We start from the raw sequence: 22934 nt of genomic DNA, 5'->3' as shown, positions 1-22934 counted from the left end.
AAAATACCTAAATCAACCAATCCAAAACACTAAATGTCAAGATATAAACACCAAAAATTAACCCTTTTTACATCTTTTCTAATAACCAAGTTAAATACATGAAAATATTCAATCAAACTAAAATAATTACAAAATATATCCCCAAATAAATATATTGAAGATAAAATAGCTATATAGAAATATATAAAGTGAAAATTAGAAAATGTCTCGTGAAAGTGAAAATATATTTTATAACTTTTCCCATACTCCTCCATCTTTTGGATTATCTCCACTAGTCCACCATTTAGCTTTATACGTGCTTCCATTTAGAGTTACTGTTTGACCTCCACTATATTCTTCATCTACATTCCAAACAGCTCCTGCCACATAAGGAGTATCCCAAGGCCCTCCATTAGATGGCTTATCGCCTTGTGTCCACCACTTAGCTGTGTAGGTTTTACCATTATAAGATACTTGATCTCCTTTAGTATAAACTGTATTAGAACTCCAAGACCCAGAAGACTTAGTATCATCAGTATCTTGATCAGTTAACTGATCACTTGTTTGATCCGAGCTTTGACCCTCGGTAACTCGCCATACTCCCCACTCACCAGAATTAGTAGGATTTTCACCTTTAGTCCACCATTGAGCTTCATATGTTACTCCATTAACTACTACTTTTTCGCCTTTAGTATAGGCTTTCTCAGAATCCCAAGCTCCCGCCATAATATCAACATTTTGATCTTGGTCATCTTGTGCTTGATTTTGATCATCTTCTGTTTGGTCTTGGTTACCCTCGAGCTGACCTTGATCATTAGCACCAGCTGTTATAAATGACAAACTGTTTTCTCTAGATTCATTTGAAGTACTAGCAATAACTTCAACGCTATAGTTAGTGTCCTTATCTAAATTAGTTAGTATATAGTTTTGAGATGTAAGATTTTGAGCTATAACATTGTCATCTAGTTTAAGTGTATATGTAACATTACCATCAAGCTCTGGTTCATTCCAAGACAACGTAACAGAATTTTCTGTAATACCAGTAACCGTCATACTAATTGTATCTGACGCATAAACCTTGGCAACAGCATCTATTAAGGATTTACTAGGATCTATAGAATCCCCATCAGCTTGCCAGAACATTGTTCCTCCAAGTCCTCTACTCTTAACGAGCTTTGTCTTTTCAGTTACAGACCAAACATTATCATAGGTTACAAATGATTTTGTTGATGGACTATATGCCCATGGTTGCATTGCTATTTTTCCATACTTATCAAAGATATCTGAATTTGAGTTCATATCATAAAACTTAAGATCAGATAACCCACTGACTGGTTTTGATGATCCACATCCAGCTATAGGATCATTTACTGGGTTAATAACACATTTATAATCAAGGATTCCGGGCTCATAGTCACCCAACCCTGCTCCTGTAATCGTTTGGAATAGACCACCATTTTGATCACTATCAACAGCCATTGATCTAGCATATAAAGGTATACCTGCTACGATTTTATTAGCCGGGACACCATTTTCTAAAAATGCATCAACTATATTTTCAATTGCCAAACCATTTGTCTTACCTATAGAATCAGCAACACTAGTACCATAATGACTAATATTTGGGAAAGCTGCTGATGCTTGGAAATATGCAGGAGCCCCAACACCCCAGGCACCCTGATAGTCATAGCTCATAATACTGATTTTATCCATAAGTTCACCAACTTGCTTCCAAAAATCTGGTACGCTATTTGGATTATTTGGATCTTGCATCGACTCTACGCCAATTCTACCGCCATGGACAGCTATTGCTAGATAGTATTTTTTGCCGTCTTCTTTACTAGCTTTATCAAGCTCTGCTCTTACTACTTTATATAAGGCCAGCATTTTTTTAGCTGGTGCAACATCAAAGCCATAATCAGACCAAAACTCCCAGTCAATATCTATACCATTAAAACCAAGTTTACGCATAAGCTCTACTGATTGAGATGCGAAATTCTGCATTTTTGAATCATCTGATGCTAGCATTTCAAACATTGGAGCTGTAGTTTTACCATTATTTGTCCAACCACCAAATGATAGGTAAGTTTTTAGATATGGATACTTTTTCATTGCTCTTGCTGCTGCTGACATTCCCCATGAATCTGCTGAGGCATCTAAAGTCTTAACATTACCTGTTGTTTTATCAAAACCCACAAAGGCATAGATTAAGGTATTTAGCTTATCATACTTAAAATCGTAAGGGTTATATTTACGTCCCCAGACCGCCCATTGTGCATAGTATGCGGCATTGGTATACCCTGCCCCAGGATCTTTACAAACATTCCCTGGACAAGGCCTCTCAATTTCTAAAGCTTTACCATCTACTTTTAAACTACTAACTAGAGGAACAACAACCCCAGGAAGCACAACGGCATTGCCAGAATCTGTTCCCATAATGTCACAAGACTGTGTTAAATCAAAAGATCCCTCACTATCTTGTAGTGTCATTTTTGTTATATATTCGCCCTTACTATTTTGAGTAGTAGCAAAATTAATAAGATCTGCACTAATTCCAAAGCAGTTACCCCAACCAGCCTTTGGTTTAAAATTAGTTATAAACTCAATTGTCTTTGCTGATGGTATATTATTAATATTTAATATTATTTTATTATTATAATCTTTGAATGGTGCTTTAAAATCATATGTCTCAACATTATTATTTGTAGATGCTTGTGCTATAGTAAACGAACCTAAGCCCATTAATGCGTAAGATATTGCTGTTATCATTTTGTTTCTTATTTTCATAACCTCTCCTTTTTTAACCTCAAGTTTTATAGTTCTAACTTCAAACCATAAAAGACTATGGCAATCTTATTACAAATTTTGGAAATATATAATTGAGGAAAAATCACAAGGCTTATTAAAAATTGCTAGCCATTTTTTAAAAAAGTTTGAAGGATGTAAACTCTTTTAAAAATGAATATATCTATTATGAAAACCCGCAGAAGGCTAATGAATAATTCTAAATATTTTTTATGAAGTTAAATATATTAGAATGAATTCGTATAAGGCCTAGATTTATTTTGATATAGATGAATAATTTCGCATATTAGATATATGCGAAGTTAAGATTTATTATTATATTTTTTCCCAAGGAGAACCTTGTGATGGAACATCTCCTTGTGTCCACCATTTAGCTTTGTATTTTTGACCTTGGTAAGTTACTGTTTGACCACCAGTATATGCGATACCTTTTTCCCAAGCTCCTCCAGCAACAACAGGTTTTTCCCAAGCTCCTCCATTTGATGGAGTATCACCTTGTGTCCACCATTTAGCTGTATAGGTTTGGCCATTATATGTTACTTGGTCTCCCTTAGTATATACGGTTTTAGAATCCCAAGTTCCAGTTGCAGTATCTGTACCTTGACTCTGATCATCTGTACCTTGGTTTTGATCATCTGTACCTTGGTTTTGATCATCTGCTTGACCACTAGTCACTCTCCATACACCCCATTCTCCAGACTGAGTAGGATTTTCACCTTTAGTCCACCATTGAGCTTCATATACTACTCCATTAACTTCTACTTTTTGGCCTTTTGTATAAGCTTTTTCTGAATCCCAAGTTCCAGTTGCAGTATCTGTACCTTGATTTTGATCATCTGTACCTTGATTTTGATCATCTGTACCTTGATTTTGATCATCTGTACCTTGATTTTGATCATCTGCACCAACTGTTGTAAATGACAGACTATCAGTTCTTGATTCATTAGAAGCATTAGCAGTAACTTCTATATTATAACTTGTACCTTTATCCAAGTTAGTTAAAACATAATTTTGAGAGCTAATGCCTTGAGCAACTACATCGCCGTTTAATTTAACAGTGTATGTAACATTACCATCAAGCTCTGGCTTGTTCCAGGATATTGTTGCTGATGTCTCTGTTACACTATCCACAGATATATAAACACTATCTGATTCATAAACTTTAGCAACCGCATTTATCAGTGACTTACTATTGTCTACAGAATCGCCATCAGCTTGCCAGAACATTGTTCCTCCAAGTCCTCTACCCATAGCATATTCTGTTTTCTTAGTTACTGACCAAACATCATCATAAGTTATAAATGACTTAGTAGATGGACTATATGCCCATGGTTGCATAGCAACTTTACCATACTTATCAAAGATGGCCACATTTGAGCTCTCATTATAGAATTGTAGATTTGATAATCCACTAACTGGTTTTGATGTTCCACATCCCGTTACAGGATCATTAACTGGATTAACTAAACATTTATAGTCAAATACACCATTCTCATAATCACCAAGACCTGGACCTGTAATTGTTTGGAATAAACCGCCATTGACATCACTATCTACAGCCATTGATCTTGCATATAAAGGTAAACCTACTATCAATTTCTTAGCAGGTACTCCTGCTTTAATATATGCATCAATAGAATCTTGGATTGACCATCCACCATCTACACCTATAGATTTACTTAATGTAACATTACTGCCAGAACTATCTGTAACATTATCTTGTACATCATTTGACACATCTCCAGCACTATAACTACTATTACTAATTCCTGATACATCTGGGAATGCAAATGATGCCTGGAAGTATGCTGGGAATCCAGTACCCCATGCACCTTGATAATCATAGTTCATTACATTGATTTCATCCATCAACTCACCAGTCTGTTTCCAGAAATCTGCTACACTATTTGGATTACTTGGATTTTCCATAGCTTCAATACGACTTCTAGCTCCATTAACAGCAATGGCAAGGTAGTACTTCTTGCCATCTTCTTTACCAGCTTTATCTAACTCAGCACGAAGAACTTTAAAGAATGCTAACATTTTCTTAGCTGGTGCTACATCATTACCATAATCAGACCACCACTCCCAGTCGATATCTATACCATTAAAGCCAAGCTTACGCATAAGCTCTACAGACTGCTTAGCAAAGTTTTCCATACTTTGTTGGTTTGATGCTAATTGCTCAAACATCGGTGCTGTTGTAACACCATTATTTGTCCAACCACCAAATGATAAGAATGATTTTAAATATGGATACTTCTTAGCTGCTCTTGCTGCTGCTGATAGTCCCCATGAATCTGCTGAAGCATCAAGTGTCTTGATATTACCCGTATTTTTATCAAAACCTATAAATGCATAAATTATTGTGTTTAACTTATTATATTTAAAGTCATAAGGATTATATTTACGTCCCCATACTGCCCATTGTGCATAATAAGCAGCATTTGTATAACCAGGAGCTGGATCTTTACATACATTACCAGCACAAGGTCTTTCAATCTCAAGATCCTTACCATCAACTTTTAGATCACTAACTATAGGAACTACAACACCTGGTAATACAATCGCATTTCCAGAATCTGTTCCCATAATGTCACAAGACTGTGTTAAATCAAATGATCCTTCACTATCTTTTAGTGTCATCTTTGTTACATAGTCACCTTTACTATTTTGTGTAGATGCAAAATTAACAAGATCTGCTCTAGTTCCGAAGCAGTTACCCCAGCCAGCTTTTGGCTTAAAGTTACTTGTAAATTCAATAGTCTTCGCTGATGCAACATTATTAATGTTTAAAACTATTTTATTATTATAGTCTTTAAATGGCGATTTAAAGTCATAAGTTTCAACATTATTACTAATAGAAGCCTCTGCCATACTAAATGAACCTAATCCTAGTAATGCATAAGATATTGCTGTTACTAATTTCTTTTTCCCACTCATATTATTTCTCCCTATGGTATTGAAAAACTGTGCACTTAATTGTTACTATCAATTCTATAAAGACAAAAAAAATAAATACAACAAAAAATATAATAATTTATCATTATTAGCGTTGCTTTTAGGAAAGCTTAATTTTTCATTATGTTTTGCAAAAAAATAATATAATTTCACTATTTCCGAATAAAAATTTACCTTATTAAAAAAATGTAATCTATACGCTTCCTGCTCCTAAATCTTGAATGATTATTACAAAATAAAAACAATATTTTTATACTAGTATATTTTTTATAGAATCTAGCATTTAGGAATTCCAAATCTAAGTATACTTAGATATATTAAAGTGAGAGTATTTAGTAAACAATTAAGGACTTAACTATGAACAAAGACTTCTACAGTAATGTTAATAATAAGATTCAAGAAATAAAAGATGCAGGTACTTATAAAAGTGAAAGAATAATATCAACTCCTCAAGAACCAGTAATAGATTTAGAAAATGGTGAAACTCTTATAAATTTTTGCGCAAATAATTACCTTGGTTTTGCAAATAATCCAGAAATTGTTGCTTATGCTAAAGAACATATAGAGGAGTGTGGTTACGGAATGGCCTCTGTAAGATTCATCTGCGGAACAAATAGTGTTCACAAACAACTTGAAAAAGAACTTAGTGATTTCTTTGAGTTTGAAGATACTATTTTATATCCATCATGTTTTGATGCTAATGCAGGTCTTTTTGAAACTTTACTTACCAAAGAAGATGCTATTATTAGTGACTCGCTTAACCATGCAAGTATCATTGATGGTGTTAGGTTATGTAAAGCTATGAGATTTAGATACAACAACAATGATATGCAAGACCTAGAAGAAAAGCTAATTGAAGCTGATAAAGCTGGAGCAAGATTTAAAATGATTGCTACTGACGGAGTTTTCTCTATGGATGGTATTATTGCAAACCTTGAAGCTGTTTGTAATTTAGCAGATAAATATAATGCTATTGTAATGGTCGATGACTCGCATGCATCAGGCTTTGTTGGTAAAAATGGTAAAGGTTCTATAGAGCATTGTAATGTAATGGGTCGCGTAGATATCCTAACTGGGACACTAGGAAAAGGTTTAGGAGGTGCATCCGGTGGTTATATATGTGCTAAAAAAGAAATCGTTGATCTATTAAAAAACTTATCTAGACCATATCTATTTTCAAACTCATTAGCTCCAATTATTGCTAAAACATCTTTAAAAGCACTAGAGATAACTAAAGGTTCTAATGAGCTAAGGGATCAACTACAAGCTAACCAACAGAGATTTAGATCTAAAATGACAGCCGCTGGATTTGATCTAATCCCAGGAGAACATCCAATTATTCCTGTAATGATATATGATGAGAAAAAAGCAGCTGAGTTTGCTGAAAAACTTTTAGACTATGGAATATATGTAATTGCCTTTTCATACCCTGTTGTTCCTAAAGGCAAAGCTCGCATTAGAACGCAGATGTCTGCTGCACATACTTTTGAACAAATAGATAAAGCAGTAGATGCATTTACAAAAGCAGCAAAAGAACTAGATATCATCAAATAAAACTTTTTCAGTTCTATATTTATAGAATTTTACTTCAAGGAATTTAATTATGAAAGCATTGTCTAAATTAAAAAGAGAACCTGGCATATGGATGATTAATGATGCTCCAATACCACAGCATGGCCACAATGATGTTTTGATTAAAATAAAAAAAACTGCAATTTGTGGTACAGATCTTCATATATACAACTGGGATAAGTGGTCACAAGATACTATTCCTGTACCGATGATCACTGGACATGAGTTTGTTGGTGAAATTGTTGCCAAAGGTGATGGAGTAACGGGCTTAGAAATTGGTGATAGAGTATCTGGTGAAGGTCACCTTGTTTGTGGACATTGTCGTAACTGCAAAGCAGGTAAGCGCCACCTTTGTCGAGAAACCATGGGAATCGGAGTTAATGTACAAGGTGCATTTGCAGAGTTTTTAGCTATGCCTTCATCAAATGTATTTAAACTACCTGACTCTATTCCAGATGAGATCGCTAGTATATTTGATCCTCTTGGAAATGCTGTTCATACAGCTCTTTCATTTAATCTAACAGGTGAAGATGTTCTTATAACAGGAGCTGGTCCAATTGGTTTAATGGCTATAAAAATAGCTAGATTTTGTGGTGCTCGTCGAATAGTTATTACAGATGTAAATGAATATCGTCTGAAAAAAGCTGAAGAGTTCGGTGCTACTGTTGCACTAAATGTAGCTCCATATAAAACTCAAGAAGAACTTACTACACAAGTGAAAAAAGTAATGTCTGATATTGGTATGAGTGAAGGGTTTGATGTTGGTCTAGAAATGTCTGGCGTTAACTCTGCGATATCAATGATGTTAGATGTTATGAACCACGGAGCTAAACTCTCTTTATTAGGAATAGCTGCTGGGAATATCTCTATAGACTGGGGAACTATCCTATTTAAAGGTTTAATCCTAAAGGGTATCTATGGTAGAGAAATGTTTGAAACATGGTACTTAATGTCTAGTATGATCCAAGCTGGTATGGATATAAGCCCAATAATAACTCATAGACTACATATAGATGATTATAAAGAAGGCTTTGAAATAATGAAAAGTGGTAAGTGTGGTAAAGTAATACTCGATTGGGATAATTAGTGGAAGAAATAAATTATTCAAACTCTAGAAAAATTGATACTCAATGGGTTTTTACTTTATTTGGCACAGCGATTGGAGCAGGACTCTTATATTTACCAGTCCAAGCTGGAGATAGTGGTTTTTGGGCACTATTAACTGTAATGGTATTTGCGCTACCACTAACATACTACTCACATAAAAATATGGCAAATATTGTAATTAGCTCTGAAAATGGCGGCATTACAAATGTTTTTACGGATAATTTAGGTCGCTTTCTTGGCCTAATTTGCGTTATCTTATATTTTTTTGCTATATTTCTAAATATGCCGATGTACTCAATTGGTTTAAATAATGAGCTAAGTAATTTTTTAGTAAACTACAATATTTCAGATAATAATTTATCAACTAATATTTGGTTTAGCTTTAGTATATTAGTAGTTCTACTGGCAATAGTTTCTCTAGGTATAAATCTTATCCTAAAATTTATGCAGCTCATTGTAGTTTTTTTAATAGTATTAGTAATAATATTATCAATTTATATTATACCATACTGGAATTATAGCTTTATTACAGATAGCCACTTTGAGCTAACTCAATATATTATTGGGATTTTAATGGTTCTACCAATACTGATATTATCAATGAACCACTCTCCTGTTATCTCTAGTTTAGTAGTTTTTTACAAAAATTATGTAAAACTTGATAACAATGAAGAAAGAATCAAAATTTATAAAATACTTAAAATAAATGCTTTTATACTTTTTATCTTTGTACTACTTTTTGTGACATCTTGTTTACTTAGTACAACTGTTAGTGACATAACTAAAGCAAACGATAACAACTTATCTATTGTGACGCTAATTCAAGAGCAGCATCATAGCACTATACTTGATATTTTAGCTCCTTTGATCGTTTTTACAGCCATTATAAGTTCTTTTATTGGCTGCTACATAGGCTCAAAAGAAGCTCTAAAATACTTATTTAAATATTTTTTGAGAAACATCTGTAATAAAGAAATATCTGAATCTAAAATAAATAGAATATGTGTTGGTTTAATATTTATAGTCCTATGGATATGTACAATATGCAATTTTAAGATCCTTAATATAATAGGTATCCTAGTAGCTCCAACAGTAGCATTTCTACTCTATATTCTACCTGTAATAATTATCTATAAAAACATTAAATGTAAAGCATATAGACGAGTTATTATCGATTCAGCATTATTTATAATGGGATTAGTAATTATATTTGGGTATGTGATAGGATTATTAATAAGATAGTATTATATATTTAGCTGCCAATTAGCAAAATCTAAATCATCTTGGATAGTTATCTTAATATTTTTTCTACTACCCTCAACAACTATTGGATTAATGCCATATAACTCTAAAGCTGAGGCTTCATCTGTTATTTTAGCTATAAGGTCATTTGAGTAACAAAAATCAAAAGATCTTTCTAATTGACCTAGTCTAGATAATTGCGGAGTCTGAGCTAACCAGATATTATTACGATCAAGAGTATTAACAATAATATTTTTAATGCCTACTTTCTTGACTGTTTCAAACGCTTTGACAGCTAATATACCAGACTGAGAATGAGAAGCTTTCGTTGACTCATACAGTTCTATAATATTTTGAATATCAACACAAGGTCTAGCAGCATCATGGACAAACACCCAATCATCACTAGAGCCGTTGATAGCTTTCAAGCCATTATAAACACTTTCAAAACGAGTTTCTCCACCAATACAAGTATTAATCTTAGGATGGTTATAGAAAGTAGATTGGCTCCAAAACTCATCATCAGAATTCAAAGCTAAAAATATACGATCAAAAAATGGATTCTCAATAAACTTCTCTAAAGTATTATCTAGAATCGTTTTACCATTAGCTAGCTTATAGTATTGTTTTGGAATATCTAGCTGCATTCTTGAGCCGATACCTGCTGCAGGAATAATCGTATATTTATTTGACACTATAAAAAACCTCACCCTTCTTGATTAAGCCCATATTTTCACGCGCTAAACTTTGTAAAACTTCATTATTTTTACGCAGTGATACAACTTCTGAATATAGTTGGGCATTAGTTTGAGATTTTTGCTTGACCTCTTTTGATTGAGTAGCAACTGCTTTCTTTAAAGAATTATATTTAAGAATACCAGTATTACTAAACCAAAGATCATACTGTAATATAATTATTAACAATATGACAGCTGAAATAAAAATATAAAAAAAGAAGTTTGATTTTGTATTCATGGAATAGCTATTATTCTTCTACCTGAACTACAACTTTTTCTGTTTCACTTTCTTCTACAATGATTTCTTGTGCATCATTATTAGAATCATCTTCTTCTGAGCTAAAGACAAAAGACTTAAGGCCAGGGTAAATTGCACTTTCACCTAACTCTTCTTCTACTCTTAGCAACTGATTATATTTAGCTATACGATCAGACCTAGAAAGTGAACCAGTTTTGATTTGACCTGAGCAAGTTGCTACTGCTAAATCAGCAATAATAGTATCAGATGTCTCGCCTGAACGATGTGAAACTACACATGTATATCCAGCTTGACCAGCCATTGCCATAGCTTCAAATGTTTCAGTTAGTGAACCAATTTGATTAAGCTTAATCAATATTGAATTAGCAACGCCCATCTCAATACCTTTAGCTAAAATACTAGGATTAGTTACAAATAGATCATCTCCAACTAACTGAACTTTTTTACCTAATTTTTCAGTCATTAGTTTCCAACCATCCCAATCTTCTTCAGCCATACCATCTTCAATAGATACAATTGGATATTTCTCAACCCATTTAGCAAAGTACTCGACCATTTCAGCTGAAGTTAAAGATTTTCCTTCTGAAGCAAGTTCATACTTACCATCTTTATAATACTCACTACTTGCAGGATCTAGTGCTATAAACACGTGCTTACCTGGCTCATAACCTGCTTCTTTAACCGCTTTTAAGATTGACTCAATAGCAGCCTCATTTGATGGAAGATCAGGAGCATAACCACCCTCATCACCAACACCTGCAACACTATACCCATCAGCAATTAAAACTTTCTTAAGTGTATGGAATACTTCTGTACCACATCTAAGAGCTTCTGAGAAAGTCTCAAAACCAGCTGGTACAATCATAAACTCTTGCATATCAACATTATTATCAGCATGAGAACCACCATTGATCACATTCATCATTGGTACTGGCATTAAATACTCTTTAACATCCATTAAATAACGATAAAAAGGCTTTCTTAGATGGGATGCCGCTGCTCTGGCTGTTGCTAATGAAACACCTAAAATGGCATTTGCGCCTAAGTTCTTTTTATTTTCTGAACCATCTAACTCGATCATAGTTTTATCAACTAATCTTTGATCCAAAGCATCTAGGCCTTTAACTGCTTGAGCAATTTTCGTATTTACATTTTCTACTGCTTTATAAACACTTTTGCCAAGGAAAAGCTTTTTGTTTCCATCTCTTAGCTCTAATGCTTCTCTAATTCCTGTCGAAGCACCTGATGGCACAGCTGCTCTACCAAAAGCACCACTTTCTAAAACAACATCTACTTCAACAGTAGGATTTCCACGTGAATCTAATATTTGTCTTGCAAAAACTTTACTTATTTGTGATGACATAACTATAAACTCCTTAAGATATGTTAAGTCTTTTTGTATTTAAACAAACTCCTGTAATTATAAGCTAGCTGAGTATGCTTTGCAATTTTATATAGACCTTTATTCTTCTTCTAAGATAATCTCTTGTGCTTCACTAAAGTTAAGACTCTCTGGAGTTGCTGCTGTAAACTGAATGGTATCGGTAGCTGATTTTCTTGTAATAATTCTATAAACTGAGTATAAACATAATGCAGCGCTAAGAATAGCTGTAATAATAAAAAATCCAAAAGGTCCAACAAATGCCATAAAACTAGATATAATAATTGGGCTAACTACAGATCCTAAACCATATGCAATAGTTAAAACCCCTATTGCTCCTAATATCTCACTTTCATCAAGAAAATCACTTGCATGAGATATTGATAAAGGATAAATCACAAAAGCACAACCACCAAATATAAAGATAATCAGCGAAAATATAAGGTATGAGCCATGTAACATACAAATTAGAATAGAAGCCAGGCAAATACCTGCACCAGCTAGTAAAATAACTTTACGTCTATCCATCATATCTGAAAGTTTACCCATAGGAATTTGTAGTAACATTCCTCCCAAGATAGTAATCATCATTAACATTGATATCATATTATGAGTACTGTCTACTCTAACTAAAAATACAGGTAGTATTGTATAAATTGCACCTAACAATGCCCCTCCTATAATACTAGCAACCATTGCTAAGGGAACTTTTTTCATTATTGCTATAGGTGAGCAAATATCTTCTGACTGGGGAACTGGAGCTACTGTTTTAGTAAATGCCATCAAAACAATGGCTATACTACATAATGAAGATATAAAACAATAAGCTAGTATTTTCTCACTAAAATGTATATTTATCATTAATTGAGATAAAGCTTGTGAACCATAGTATATAAGCAAGTATACTGAAAAAACTAAACCTCTATTTTTCTTCTCAGAAGATAAAATACACCAGCTCTCAATAATAATAAATAATGCAGCTAATGAAAAACCACAAACAAACCTTAAAAAGATCCAAACTGGGACTTCTTTAAAAATACCAATAATTAAGGTGCTTATAGCCATTAGTGAAGCAAATAAAACAAATGCTCTAATATAGCCAACTCTAACTATCGTAGATTGAGAAAAATAAGACCCCGTCATCATCCCAAAAAAATAGGCTGCTGAGATCAAACCAATCATTAAATTAGAACGCCCAAGACTATTAAGCTCGATAGATGAATACGTTGTAAAAAAACCATTACCAAACGATAAAACACACATTGCCACAATTGGTGTAAGAATCAAAAATAAAGTTTGTCTAACAGTCATAACTCAGCTCCTGGAAACCTAATCAATGAATAAGGCTGATTATATAGGAAGCTAAGGTTTAAGTTAAGTGAATTTAAGAGTGTTTTTCTAACTTTTTCCAGTTTATATAACCATATATAGCATTAAATAAATAAATTAACCACATGGCAAGAAAAGCAACACTGTCACCTGAGCCTGATAAATATTGCTGTAGCCATATTATAGTAGATAAAGTATTAATAATTATCCATAAAGTCCACTGCTCTAGATATGCTTTTACCATAAGTATAATAGCAACAACAGAAACAACACCTGTTAAAGAGTCTGCAAAAAGCCCGACTTGCTGATTGAATATACCTTTCAAGATAAATCCTCCATATAAGATAGCAGAAACAATAATACCTATAGTTAAATAGACTCTATGTTTAGTTGTAAGACTTTTTGTAACAATATCATTATTTTCATCTGTACTTTGAGGCTTTGTCCAATTATATAACCCATAAAACTGCATTGGAAAAAAGAAAAATGTAAATAACAGAAACTGACCAAAAATACCTTGTTGATAACATACATATGCATACGTTAGGTTATTAATAAAAGCAAAAAAATAATTTAGAGTTTTACCTTTAGCTATTAAAAAAAGATTTAACATCCCTGTAACAGTAGCAATAGTCGTTAAAACTAAATACTTATCTGTTGTTAATATACTTATAAGACCAAGCACTCCAACAGAACATATTAGCCATAAAATCTCAAAAGAATTATAATCATCAAAAATATTTTTAAGATTAATATCCTTAAAACCTTTAAAATAATTTGATGTTTGTGAGAAGAAATTATAAAGAATTTGATTAAGCATTTTATATCCAAATATGTAAATTTAAATTAGTTAGCAACTAACTCCATAGCACCATAAATACCTGCTTGACCACCAAGTTTTGCTAATTTAAAATCACATTCGGCAAAGATATCTGCAAATGAGTTTTTCATTGCGGATCTTTTTATCTGATGAAGGTATCTCTCACCAATTGCTTCCATAACCCCGCCACCTAAGATTACCATAGATGGATTAATCATATTTAATGCACTTCCTAAGCCTGCTCCTAAGTATTCCATAGCTTCTGATAAAATATCTAAAGCAATTTCATCATTTTCCTCGATAGCTTTTTTCATATGGCTACTTTTAAGCTTTCCATTATTTTCAGTAACTAAATCAATTAATGTGCTTTTGATTCTCTTTTTAGCCAGATTCTCGATCTTCTTCTCAATACCTACTTTACCTGCGTAAGCCTCTAAACAGCCTTGAGAGCCACAACCTGGACAATATGAACCACCTTGTTTAATAATCGTGTGACCAAGCTCTGCAGCCAAACCACTATTGCCAGTATATAACTTTCCATTTAATACAAAGCCACCTCCAATACCAGTACCTACAAATACTCCAACGATATCATTGTAACCAACGCCTGCTCCATATTTAGCCTCGCCTAAGATACCTACATTGACATCATTATCTATCTCAGCAAGTACACCATACTCTTCTTCTAAAATCTGCTTAAGGTTAACTCCGTTAACATTGATATTAACACTTCTACGAATGACTGATGTCCTTTTATCTACTAATCCAGCGATTCCAATACCTATACCTTCAAGTTTTTTATCTTCAGGGATATCTGCTATTAGTTTATTAATGACTTTAAATAACTGGCCGATAACAACTTCTGTTGCATCTTTTGCCTTTGATTTTACTTTCGCTGTTGTTACTAGTTTCCTATCTTCATCAAATAATCCAGCAGCCATATTTGAGCCACCAATATCTACACCTATAAGCATTACCAATTTCCTTCTAGTCTATTAACTGCTATATCCATAGCTCCATACACACCTGAGTTGTCACCTAAAGTAGCAATCTTTAACTGACATACATCTAACATCGTTTTAAAAGCATATTTTGAACAAGATTGATAAATAGTATTTATATAATCCTGGCCAATAGCTTCCATAATTCCACCACCAAAAAGAACTAAGGATGGATTTATTAAATTTATATAATTTGCGACAGCTATACCTAAGTGAGTCATTGCTGTATTTGCAATATCTATAGCAACGGGATCTTTCGCATCTAAGGCTTTTTTAAGATGAGATCCTTTTAGCTTATTATCATTTTCCAAAACAGAATCAATCAGCATACTTTTGATACCTTTTTTATGCAAATTCATAATTCTATTTTCAATGCCTACCTTACCTGCATATGTCTCGACACACCCTTGAGAACCACAACTTTGACAATATGCTCCTTGAGGATTAATAGTAACATGGCCAACAGCTCCAGCACCACCAGTTTCTCCATATAAAAACTGATCATTAATAACAAGACCACCGCCAATACCAGTACCCACAAAAATACCTACAATATTTCTATGACCTTTACCAACACCATATTTCCACTCACCAATAACACCAACATTAACATCATTTTCTAAAAATACAGGTACATTATTAAACTTTTGACTTACTTCTTTAGCAATATTAATACCATTTAAATTTATATTAGCGCTAAATTTAAGTACCCCTTGCTTAGAATCAACAAATCCAGCTATACCAATACCAATAGCTTTTATTTTATCTTTATTTGAATCATCGATAAGCTTATTAATTACTTTAAATATTTGACCTAAAACAATATCACTATCACTTTTGCCTTTTGATTTAACTTTAGCTGTGGTTAGTAGATTTTTATCTTGATCAAAGAGACCTGAAGATATGTTAGTACCACCAATATCTAAACCTATGTACATAAGCCTCTCCATTAAACCTTTTCAAAAACTGCAATAGACTCAACATGCATAGTATGGGGAAACATGTCCATAACTCCAGCACTTACTAATTTATAACCTTTTTGATTTACTAAGATACCCGCATCTCTTGCTAAAGTTGCAGTATTACAAGATACATAAACGATTCGCTCAACATTAAACTTCTCAATAGCTTGACAAACCTCTTGAGCGCCAGCTCTTGGAGGATCTAAAAGCATCTTATTATATTCAAAATTATTAAACCATTCTTTATCATCAAAACTCTCAAAAAGATTCGCAGCATAAAACTTAACATTTGAGATATTATTATTTTGCGCTGTTTCGATAGCTCTTTGAACCATAGTTGACTCACCTTCAACACCAATTACAGACTTTGCATACCTTGATATTGGTAGTGTAAAATTACCTAAGCCACAGAATAGATCAATTATAGAATCTTCTTTTGAGATATCTAAGAGACCTATAGCTTTCTTAATCATTTTCCGATTAATATCATTATTTACTTGGGTAAAATCATTTGGTTCAAAACCGATTTCAATTCCATCTATTGGTTCATAGCTTAGCTTAATTGGCGCAATATCTCTATCTGGATAAAGTCTATAAATAGTATCAGGACCTTTTGATTGTAAATATATCCAATAATTATTTTCCTGACCAAAATCTCTTAATTTAGCTAAATCTTCATTTGTGAAAGGCTCTAAATGCCTAACAATAATCGCTGGACGGTGATCATCTATAGCTATTTCTAATTGTGCAATCTGATTATATATTGACAAACTTTCTATAAATTTAGAGATATCATTAATTTTTTCACCAACCAATGGGTTAAGAACTATACAGTTTTCAACCTCTGCTAAGAATCTACCATTACGCTCTCTAAAACCGACTAAGATCTTACCTTTCTTATTAACATATCTGACTCCTAGACGTGCCTTATTACGATATCCTTCAGTCTTATCTGTTAATAGAGGTTCTAGAATATTTTCAGGCTCTACACCTTCTCCAATATATTTAAGCTGATTTAATAAAGTTTCTTGCTTATGCTCAATTTGAGCACTATTAGACATGTGCTGTAAATTACAGCCTCCGCAAACTTCAAAGAAATCACATTTTGGTGTAATTCTATCTGGAGATTTTTTAATATACTCTACAGCTTTAGCTTCATCAAATTTAGCTTTTGAAAAAGTATATTCAAATTTGACTATTTCACCTGGTAATGTAAAAGGTATAAAAGTTGTTTTACCATCTACTTTTGCTATACCTCTACCATCATGACTTAAAGATACAATTTCAGCTTCAAAGATACCTTCTTTGAGCTTTCTTCTTCTGGCTCTTCCCATAAATAATTTAACTAAAATATATTAGGATAATTGTATTTAATTAAGTAGTTAAATACAACTTAAAGGAAATATTTATTTTATAATCATTTTCTTACCACCATAAGCTGATACATGAGGTGGCATAAACTTATAAACTCCTGCTTTAGAATGCGAAAAAATCATATCAATCGTGCCATTATCTACCAAATTTGCTACTTTTTTAGGGTATAGTGCAAATTTAACCTCTCCTAGTGAGGACGATAAAATATCAATCTGGCCTTTTTTAGGCTTAGTATTAAGTGGTTTCGTTGGACCATATCCACCACCCACATTAGCAAAGACATTATACTTTACATCACTACTATTAGATTTTTGTGGCACAAATATAAACATATTAGCACCCTTCATTGTTGGAGCTCCAAAACCTGCTGCAAACCAGCCACTTCCTTGCTCTTTCCAAGTCTTATTTTTATCTAGATTGACTTTCAAAGTAGCACAAATATGGTCTTCATATTTAGCATATTTAAAATTCATATCTTTCATATTTATATTTTTGTATTTCAAATCACTAGGACAAATATTACTTTTTGGACTATCTGCATAAGCAAGACTTGAAATAGATATTGATACAAATAATGATGTTAATACTATTCTTCTCATAATTCTCTCTTTCTAGTTAAACCTAAGAAAATTCTAACACAGTTAATAGTATTTGGATTAATAAATCGATATTAAAATAGAAAGTATAGAAACAAAAAAGGCGGTATAAATCGCCTTTCGTATCGTGGTGGGTGCAGAGGGGTTCGAACCCCCGACCCTCGCCTTGTAAGGGCGATGCTCTCCCAGCTGAGCTATGCACCCGATAGACTGATATTATATAGAGCTTTCTAGGCAAGTCAATCTTTTTTTTACAAAAAAACTATCCTTCCACTTCACTTCTAAGGATTTGTTCAGCTGTTATCTCTGATTCAGCGATTTCTCTTAATGCAACAACTGTCGCTTTTTCCTTCTTCTCATTCTCTACAGATTCTGAATAACCTTTTTTTAAGATATTATTCGCTCTCATAGAAGCTAAAACCACTAAGTCAAACCTTGTTTCTACTTTATCTAAACAATCTTCAATCGTTACTCTAGCCATTTTTTACTCCATTTCTTTTTAATAATTGTTTTACTTTATTATATATTACATCAATAACAGTTTTATTTTGAGCACCATCTGGAATTATAATATCAGCTTTTCTCTTTGAAGGCTCAATAAATTTAATATGCATCGGCCTAACAGTATCTAAATATTGATTTATAACACTGTCAACACTTCTACCTCTCTCATTCTGATCACGCATTAATCTTCTAATAAAACACAGGTCTGAAGGAGTATCCATATAAACCTTAAAATCCATCATTTTTAGAAGCTTACGGTCATTAAAAAGCATAATTCCTTCAAGAATAATAACACTCACACCACCAGCAATCTTCTCGGCTTTAGAGTCTATTCTAGAATGAGTAGTATAATCATAATGAGGAATGTGTATATCATTACCTTGAATTAAATCAGCCAAATCTTTTCTTAACAGCTTATGATCAAAAGCATCAGGGTGATCATAGTTTATTTTGCAAGCCTCTTCAAAGCCTACAATTTCACCCCAGTTTTTATAATAACGGTCTTCTGAAATGACTGCTATTCTATTGAGATGTTTTGATTTTAACTTTTTTATTATCTCATTTGAAAATAAGGTCTTTCCAGAACCTGAACCGCCAACAATTCCTATTATAAAAACATCATCTTTCCCAGCCATACTACTAAATCCTATAATTCTATTTTAGGTTGACTTTTTATCAAGTTATCTAGCTCTTGAAGAAGGCTCAAAAACTCTTTTATCTTATACATTGGGAATGAGTTAGGCCCATCACTTTTAGCTTCATCTGGTTTTGGATGAGTCTCCATAAATAAACCATCTATACCAACAGCCATAGCAGCCTTTGATAAAACTGGCACAAACTCTCTTTGTCCGCCAGAAGAGCTTCCTTGACCACCTGGTAATTGTACCGAATGCGTAGCATCAAACACAACTGGACAACCTGTATCTTTCATAATCTCTAGAGAGCGCATATCTGAAATTAGGTTGTTATAACCGAAACTTACTCCTCTTTCACAAACCATAATCTGCTCATTGCCTGTCGCTTTAGCTTTAGCTACTACATGTTGCATATCCCAAGGAGCTAAGAACTGACCTTTTTTAATATTTACAGGTTTACCTTGTTTACAAACATCTAAGATAAAATTTGTTTGACGGCATAAAAAAGCAGGAGTCTGTAGAACATCTACCACCTCAGCTACTTCAGCAAATGGAGTATCCTCATGAACATCTGTTACAACGGGAATATTGTAGGTCTTTTTAACTTTTGATAAAATTTCTAACCCTTTATCAACACCAAGCCCCCTGAAACTATCAATCGAAGAACGGTTTGCTTTATCAAAAGATGATTTGTAAACAAAATTAATTCCAAGATCACTAGTTACTTCTTTAAGATAACCAGCTGTGTCCATTGCCATCTGCTCAGATTCAATAACACATGGTCCAGACATTAGGAAAAATGGCTTACCATTACCTACTTCAAAATTAGCGATTTTCATATAAATCTCTTTTATTTGGAAATACTTATTAGTTTAATTATACAGAAAAAGATGAGCCACAACCACAAGTAGTTTTCGCATTAGGGTTCCTAATTACAAAATATGCGCCTTCAACGTCATCTTTATAATCAACATCTGCTCCCACTAAATATTGGAAGCTCATTGAGTCAACAAGAAGACGTACGTCATTTTTTGTAATAACCATATCATCATCTTTTACTTCATTATCAAAAGCAAAAGCATATTGAAAACCAGAACAACCTCCGCCTGTGATATATACTCTAAGGCTAAGAGATTTATCGCCCTCTTCTTCAATAAGCTCTTTTACTTTTAAAGAAGCTGCATCTGTGAAATTTATTGGGTCTACACTTTGAACTACTTCGCTCATAAAAATTACCTCGCTACTATACCAACCTTAACTCTGCCCATTTTATCAATGGCTTGAACTACAACTTCAAGACCTTGGCCTTCAACTAAAGAGTTAGTTTTAATACCTGCTTGTTCAACATCTGCAAAAGGCAAGTAACCATCTTGCTTTCCAAATAAATTAACAAAAGCCCCAGAATCTAAAAGCTTAACAATTTTACCTTTATATACTTGGCCTTCTTCAGCTTCAGCAACTATCTCTTCAACCATTGCTACTGCCATGTCTAAAGAAGCCTTATCTTTAGCAAAGATTTTAACTTCACCTGAATCATTAGTGTCTATTTGTGCTCCAGTTTTTTCTACAATTCCTTTTACAACTGAACCACCACGACCAACAACATCTTTAATTTTTGCTGGATTCACATTCATAACATGAATTTGCGGAGCAACATCAGAAACTGCTTGTTTATGCTCTTTTATAACTTCATTCATGATACCTAAGATATGTAATCTACCAACTCTTGCTTGCTCTAAAGCTTGCTCAAGAATTTCTCTAGAAATACCTTTTATCTTAATATCCATCTGTAAAGCTGTAACACCATATCTAGTACCAGCTACTTTAAAGTCCATATCACCAAGATGATCTTCATCACCTAAGATATCTGATAATACCGCATATTTTGAACCATCTTTGATAAGACCCATAGCAATACCTGCTACTGGCTCAGCTATTGGTACACCTGCATCCATCATAGATAAAGATGAACCACAAACAGTTGCCATAGAGCTAGAACCATTTGATTCTAAGATCTCAGAAACAATTCTTACAACATATGGGTATGCATCCTGGTTAGGAAATACAGCTTGTGTCGCACGCTTAGCTAAATTAGCATGACCAATTTCACGACGTTTTGGTGCCATACCAACCATACCACACTCGCCTACAGAATATGGAGGGAAGTTATAATGTAGCATATATCTAGATTTTTCCATACCATCTAAAGACTCAACAAGCTGAGCATCTCTATCACTACCTAGTGTAGTAACAACTAAAGCCTGAGTCTCACCTCTAGTAAATAAAGCTGACCCATGCACTCCTGGTAAAACACCAACTTTAACATTAATTGGTCTTATAGTTTCAGTACATCTACCATCTATCCTAGGCTTACCTTCTAAGATATTTGCTCTTACAAGATCTTTTTCGATATCATGGAAAGCTTCTAGTATTTCTTTTTCACTATATTCACCACTATCAACATCGCTAGAAAATATAAACTCTAAAACACTTTTTCTAATCTCATTAAGCTTGATATTTCTTTCTTGCTTAGATGCTATAGTATAAGCATTTTTTATTTCACCAAAAAACTGTGATTTAATTTGTGATTTTAAAACTTTGTTTATTTGATAAACAGAATATTCCATAGGTGGCTTAGCTGCCACTTTTGCAAGTTTATTGATAGATTCAATAATAGTTTTTAAATGTTTATGAGCATATAATATACCGCCTAGCATAACTGATTCTGGTAAACTATTAGCTTCTGATTCAACCATCAAAATAGCATCTTCAGTACCAGAAACAACCAAATCTAAAGCTGACTCTTTTAAATCTTCTTTATTAGGGTTTAGAATATATTTACCATTACTATAGCCAACTCTTACACCAGCTATAACATCATTATAAGGGGCACCAGTAATAGCTAAAGAAGCAGAAGCTCCTATTAACGCTAATATATCTGGTGAAAATGAACCATCATAAGATACAACAGTAGCTACTATTTGAATCTCATTAAAAAAACCATCAGGGAAAGATGGTCTAATAGATCTATCTATCAACCTGGAAATAAGTATTTGCTCTTCAGAAGGTCTACCTTCTCTTCTTAAAAAACCGCCTGGAATTTTACCCGCAGCATAAGTTTTCTCTAAGTAATGTACCGATAATGGAAAAAAATCTTGACCATCCGCCACAGATTTCTTTACTACTGTAGTAACTAATACAACATTATTCCCACAACTTACCGTTACTGACCCATCTGCTTGACGAGCCATTCCTCCTGTTTCAAGAACAATTTCTTTGTTTCCTAATTCAAAGATTTCTCTAAATATTTTCACAGTTTAACCTTATTTTTTGATTTTATACGATGTAAGAACAACTAAGATGAGATTTTATTATCTACGTAGGTTTAGTTTTTTGATTAGGCTACGGTATCTTTCTACATCTTTATCATGTAAATAGTCTAATAATTTACGACGTTGACTTACAAGTCTTAAAAGACCTCTTCTTGAGTGATTGTCTTTTTTATGAGTTGCAAAGTGACCTTGAAGGTCATTAATTCTTGCAGTTAAAAGTGCAACTTGAACCTCAGGGGAACCAGTATCACCTTCTGACTGTTGATTTTCTTTAATGATGTTTTGCTTATCTTGAGCTGTTAACATAACTTTTCTCCGTTTGTTTTCTTGATTATAAT

20 protein-coding genes and 1 tRNA gene are annotated in these 22934 nt (G+C 33.3%); 3 read left to right on the top strand and 18 right to left on the bottom strand.

The annotated features are described in order from the left end of the window. Positions 1 to 228 precede the first annotated feature (228 nt). On the bottom strand, positions 229 to 2766 hold the full coding sequence (locus AB8E56_RS02820) for a glycosyl hydrolase family 18 protein (RefSeq protein WP_329477752.1): 2538 nt from the start codon (positions 2764 to 2766) through the stop codon (positions 229 to 231). Between the two features lie 333 nt (positions 2767 to 3099). Next, positions 3100 to 5727 (bottom strand): glycosyl hydrolase family 18 protein, encoded by a 2628-nt coding sequence (locus AB8E56_RS02815; RefSeq protein WP_329477750.1) that lies wholly within the window; start codon positions 5725 to 5727, stop codon positions 3100 to 3102. A gap of 375 nt (positions 5728 to 6102) precedes the next feature. Between AB8E56_RS02815 and AB8E56_RS02810 the strand changes: the two genes are divergently transcribed. Genes AB8E56_RS02810 through AB8E56_RS02800 form a run of 3 tightly spaced genes read left to right on the top strand, consistent with a single transcriptional unit; the run spans position 6103 to position 9666 of the window. Further along, positions 6103 to 7299, top strand: coding sequence for a glycine C-acetyltransferase (locus tag AB8E56_RS02810; RefSeq protein WP_329477748.1), 1197 nt, complete (start codon positions 6103 to 6105; stop codon positions 7297 to 7299). A 49-nt stretch (positions 7300 to 7348) separates the two neighbouring features. Then, entirely contained in the window at positions 7349 to 8404 is a 1056-nt protein-coding gene (gene tdh / locus AB8E56_RS02805; RefSeq protein ID WP_329477746.1) for an L-threonine 3-dehydrogenase, read from the top strand. After that, on the top strand, positions 8404 to 9666 hold the full coding sequence (locus AB8E56_RS02800; protein ID WP_329477744.1) for an aromatic amino acid transport family protein: 1263 nt from the start codon (positions 8404 to 8406) through the stop codon (positions 9664 to 9666). Before tdh ends, AB8E56_RS02800 begins: the two co-directional genes overlap by 1 nt. Positions 9667 to 9668: 2 nt before the next feature. On the opposite strand, the gene ispD is transcribed toward AB8E56_RS02800, so the two are convergent. The 16 genes from ispD to rpsO all read right to left on the bottom strand — a co-directional run bounded on the left by ispD (position 9669) and on the right by rpsO (position 22902). Beyond that, entirely contained in the window at positions 9669 to 10361 is a 693-nt protein-coding gene (gene ispD, locus AB8E56_RS02795; protein WP_329477742.1) for a 2-C-methyl-D-erythritol 4-phosphate cytidylyltransferase, read from the bottom strand. After that, positions 10351 to 10641: a septum formation initiator family protein gene (locus AB8E56_RS02790; protein ID WP_329477740.1), complete on the bottom strand. Its 291-nt coding sequence runs from the start codon at positions 10639 to 10641 to the stop codon at positions 10351 to 10353. The genes ispD and AB8E56_RS02790 overlap by 11 nt, the downstream gene beginning before the upstream one ends. A 10-nt stretch (positions 10642 to 10651) precedes the next feature. Next, positions 10652 to 12025 carry a phosphopyruvate hydratase gene (eno, locus tag AB8E56_RS02785; protein WP_329477738.1) on the bottom strand — a complete coding sequence of 458 codons (1374 nt, stop codon included), beginning with the start codon at positions 12023 to 12025 and terminating at the stop codon, positions 10652 to 10654. A 99-nt stretch (positions 12026 to 12124) separates the two neighbouring features. Further along, complete coding sequence (locus tag AB8E56_RS02780; RefSeq protein WP_329477736.1) at positions 12125 to 13354, bottom strand: MFS transporter; 1230 nt, start codon at positions 13352 to 13354, stop codon at positions 12125 to 12127. A 73-nt stretch (positions 13355 to 13427) separates the two neighbouring features. Then, on the bottom strand, positions 13428 to 14192 hold the full coding sequence (gene pnuC / locus AB8E56_RS02775) for a nicotinamide riboside transporter PnuC (protein ID WP_329477734.1): 765 nt from the start codon (positions 14190 to 14192) through the stop codon (positions 13428 to 13430). Positions 14193 to 14218: 26 nt separating this feature from the next. Then, a complete protein-coding gene (locus AB8E56_RS02770) occupies positions 14219 to 15166 on the bottom strand; it encodes an ROK family protein (RefSeq protein WP_329477732.1) in 948 nt (315 codons plus the stop codon). Beyond that, a complete protein-coding gene (locus tag AB8E56_RS02765) occupies positions 15166 to 16131 on the bottom strand; it encodes an ROK family protein (RefSeq protein ID WP_329477730.1) in 966 nt (321 codons plus the stop codon). The genes AB8E56_RS02770 and AB8E56_RS02765 overlap by 1 nt, the downstream gene beginning before the upstream one ends. A gap of 11 nt (positions 16132 to 16142) precedes the next feature. After that, positions 16143 to 17489 (bottom strand): 23S rRNA (uracil(1939)-C(5))-methyltransferase RlmD, encoded by a 1347-nt coding sequence (gene rlmD, locus AB8E56_RS02760; RefSeq protein WP_329477728.1) that lies wholly within the window; start codon positions 17487 to 17489, stop codon positions 16143 to 16145. A 72-nt stretch (positions 17490 to 17561) separates the two neighbouring features. Next, on the bottom strand, positions 17562 to 18131 hold the full coding sequence (locus tag AB8E56_RS02755; RefSeq protein ID WP_329477756.1) for a hypothetical protein: 570 nt from the start codon (positions 18129 to 18131) through the stop codon (positions 17562 to 17564). A gap of 122 nt (positions 18132 to 18253) precedes the next feature. Further along, a tRNA-Val gene (locus AB8E56_RS02750) sits at positions 18254 to 18329 on the bottom strand. Between the two features lie 58 nt (positions 18330 to 18387). Further along, on the bottom strand, positions 18388 to 18606 hold the full coding sequence (gene rpoZ / locus AB8E56_RS02745; protein ID WP_150468089.1) for a DNA-directed RNA polymerase subunit omega: 219 nt from the start codon (positions 18604 to 18606) through the stop codon (positions 18388 to 18390). Then, a complete protein-coding gene (gene udk / locus AB8E56_RS02740) occupies positions 18599 to 19264 on the bottom strand; it encodes a uridine kinase (RefSeq protein ID WP_329477724.1) in 666 nt (221 codons plus the stop codon). The genes rpoZ and udk overlap by 8 nt, the downstream gene beginning before the upstream one ends. An 11-nt stretch (positions 19265 to 19275) precedes the next feature. Further along, entirely contained in the window at positions 19276 to 20103 is an 828-nt protein-coding gene (gene kdsA, locus AB8E56_RS02735) for a 3-deoxy-8-phosphooctulonate synthase (protein WP_329477723.1), read from the bottom strand. A 37-nt stretch (positions 20104 to 20140) separates the two neighbouring features. After that, a complete protein-coding gene (gene erpA / locus AB8E56_RS02730; RefSeq protein ID WP_329477721.1) occupies positions 20141 to 20491 on the bottom strand; it encodes an iron-sulfur cluster insertion protein ErpA in 351 nt (116 codons plus the stop codon). A 5-nt stretch (positions 20492 to 20496) separates the two neighbouring features. Further along, positions 20497 to 22578 (bottom strand): polyribonucleotide nucleotidyltransferase, encoded by a 2082-nt coding sequence (gene pnp, locus AB8E56_RS02725; protein WP_329477719.1) that lies wholly within the window; start codon positions 22576 to 22578, stop codon positions 20497 to 20499. A gap of 57 nt (positions 22579 to 22635) precedes the next feature. Beyond that, on the bottom strand, positions 22636 to 22902 hold the full coding sequence (gene rpsO / locus AB8E56_RS02720; protein ID WP_329477717.1) for a 30S ribosomal protein S15: 267 nt from the start codon (positions 22900 to 22902) through the stop codon (positions 22636 to 22638). Positions 22903 to 22934 lie beyond the last annotated feature (32 nt).

Origin of the sequence: Francisella sp. 19X1-34, assembly GCF_041102755.1 — a bacterium.
Classification (GTDB): domain Bacteria; phylum Pseudomonadota; class Gammaproteobacteria; order Francisellales; family Francisellaceae; genus Francisella.
The sequence above is the reverse complement of the archived record's forward strand: the minus strand, read 5'-3'. Positions and strand labels throughout refer to the sequence as shown.

What these genes read in the sequence shown, in the direction of transcription:
- kdsA (WP_329477723.1), bottom strand. Translation starts at nt 20,103, where the DNA reads ATGAAAATCGCTAATTTTGAAGTAGGTAATGGTAAGCCATTTTTCCTA.
- tdh (WP_329477746.1), top strand. Translation starts at nt 7,349, where the DNA reads ATGAAAGCATTGTCTAAATTAAAAAGAGAACCTGGCATATGGATGATT.
- AB8E56_RS02770 (WP_329477732.1), bottom strand. Translation starts at nt 15,166, where the DNA reads ATGCTTATAGGTGTAGATATTGGTGGCTCAAATATGGCTGCTGGATTA.
- AB8E56_RS02810 (WP_329477748.1), top strand. Translation starts at nt 6,103, where the DNA reads ATGAACAAAGACTTCTACAGTAATGTTAATAATAAGATTCAAGAAATA.
- rpoZ (WP_150468089.1), bottom strand. Translation starts at nt 18,606, where the DNA reads ATGGCTAGAGTAACGATTGAAGATTGTTTAGATAAAGTAGAAACAAGG.
- rlmD (WP_329477728.1), bottom strand. Translation starts at nt 17,489, where the DNA reads ATGGGAAGAGCCAGAAGAAGAAAGCTCAAAGAAGGTATCTTTGAAGCT.
- rpsO (WP_329477717.1), bottom strand. Translation starts at nt 22,902, where the DNA reads ATGTTAACAGCTCAAGATAAGCAAAACATCATTAAAGAAAATCAACAG.
- eno (WP_329477738.1), bottom strand. Translation starts at nt 12,025, where the DNA reads ATGTCATCACAAATAAGTAAAGTTTTTGCAAGACAAATATTAGATTCA.
- pnuC (WP_329477734.1), bottom strand. Translation starts at nt 14,192, where the DNA reads ATGCTTAATCAAATTCTTTATAATTTCTTCTCACAAACATCAAATTAT.
- AB8E56_RS02815 (WP_329477750.1), bottom strand. Translation starts at nt 5,727, where the DNA reads ATGAGTGGGAAAAAGAAATTAGTAACAGCAATATCTTATGCATTACTA.
- udk (WP_329477724.1), bottom strand. Translation starts at nt 19,264, where the DNA reads ATGGCTGGGAAAGATGATGTTTTTATAATAGGAATTGTTGGCGGTTCA.
- AB8E56_RS02780 (WP_329477736.1), bottom strand. Translation starts at nt 13,354, where the DNA reads ATGACTGTTAGACAAACTTTATTTTTGATTCTTACACCAATTGTGGCA.
- erpA (WP_329477721.1), bottom strand. Translation starts at nt 20,491, where the DNA reads ATGAGCGAAGTAGTTCAAAGTGTAGACCCAATAAATTTCACAGATGCA.
- AB8E56_RS02790 (WP_329477740.1), bottom strand. Translation starts at nt 10,641, where the DNA reads ATGAATACAAAATCAAACTTCTTTTTTTATATTTTTATTTCAGCTGTC.
- AB8E56_RS02820 (WP_329477752.1), bottom strand. Translation starts at nt 2,766, where the DNA reads ATGAAAATAAGAAACAAAATGATAACAGCAATATCTTACGCATTAATG.
- AB8E56_RS02765 (WP_329477730.1), bottom strand. Translation starts at nt 16,131, where the DNA reads ATGTACATAGGTTTAGATATTGGTGGTACTAACATATCTTCAGGTCTC.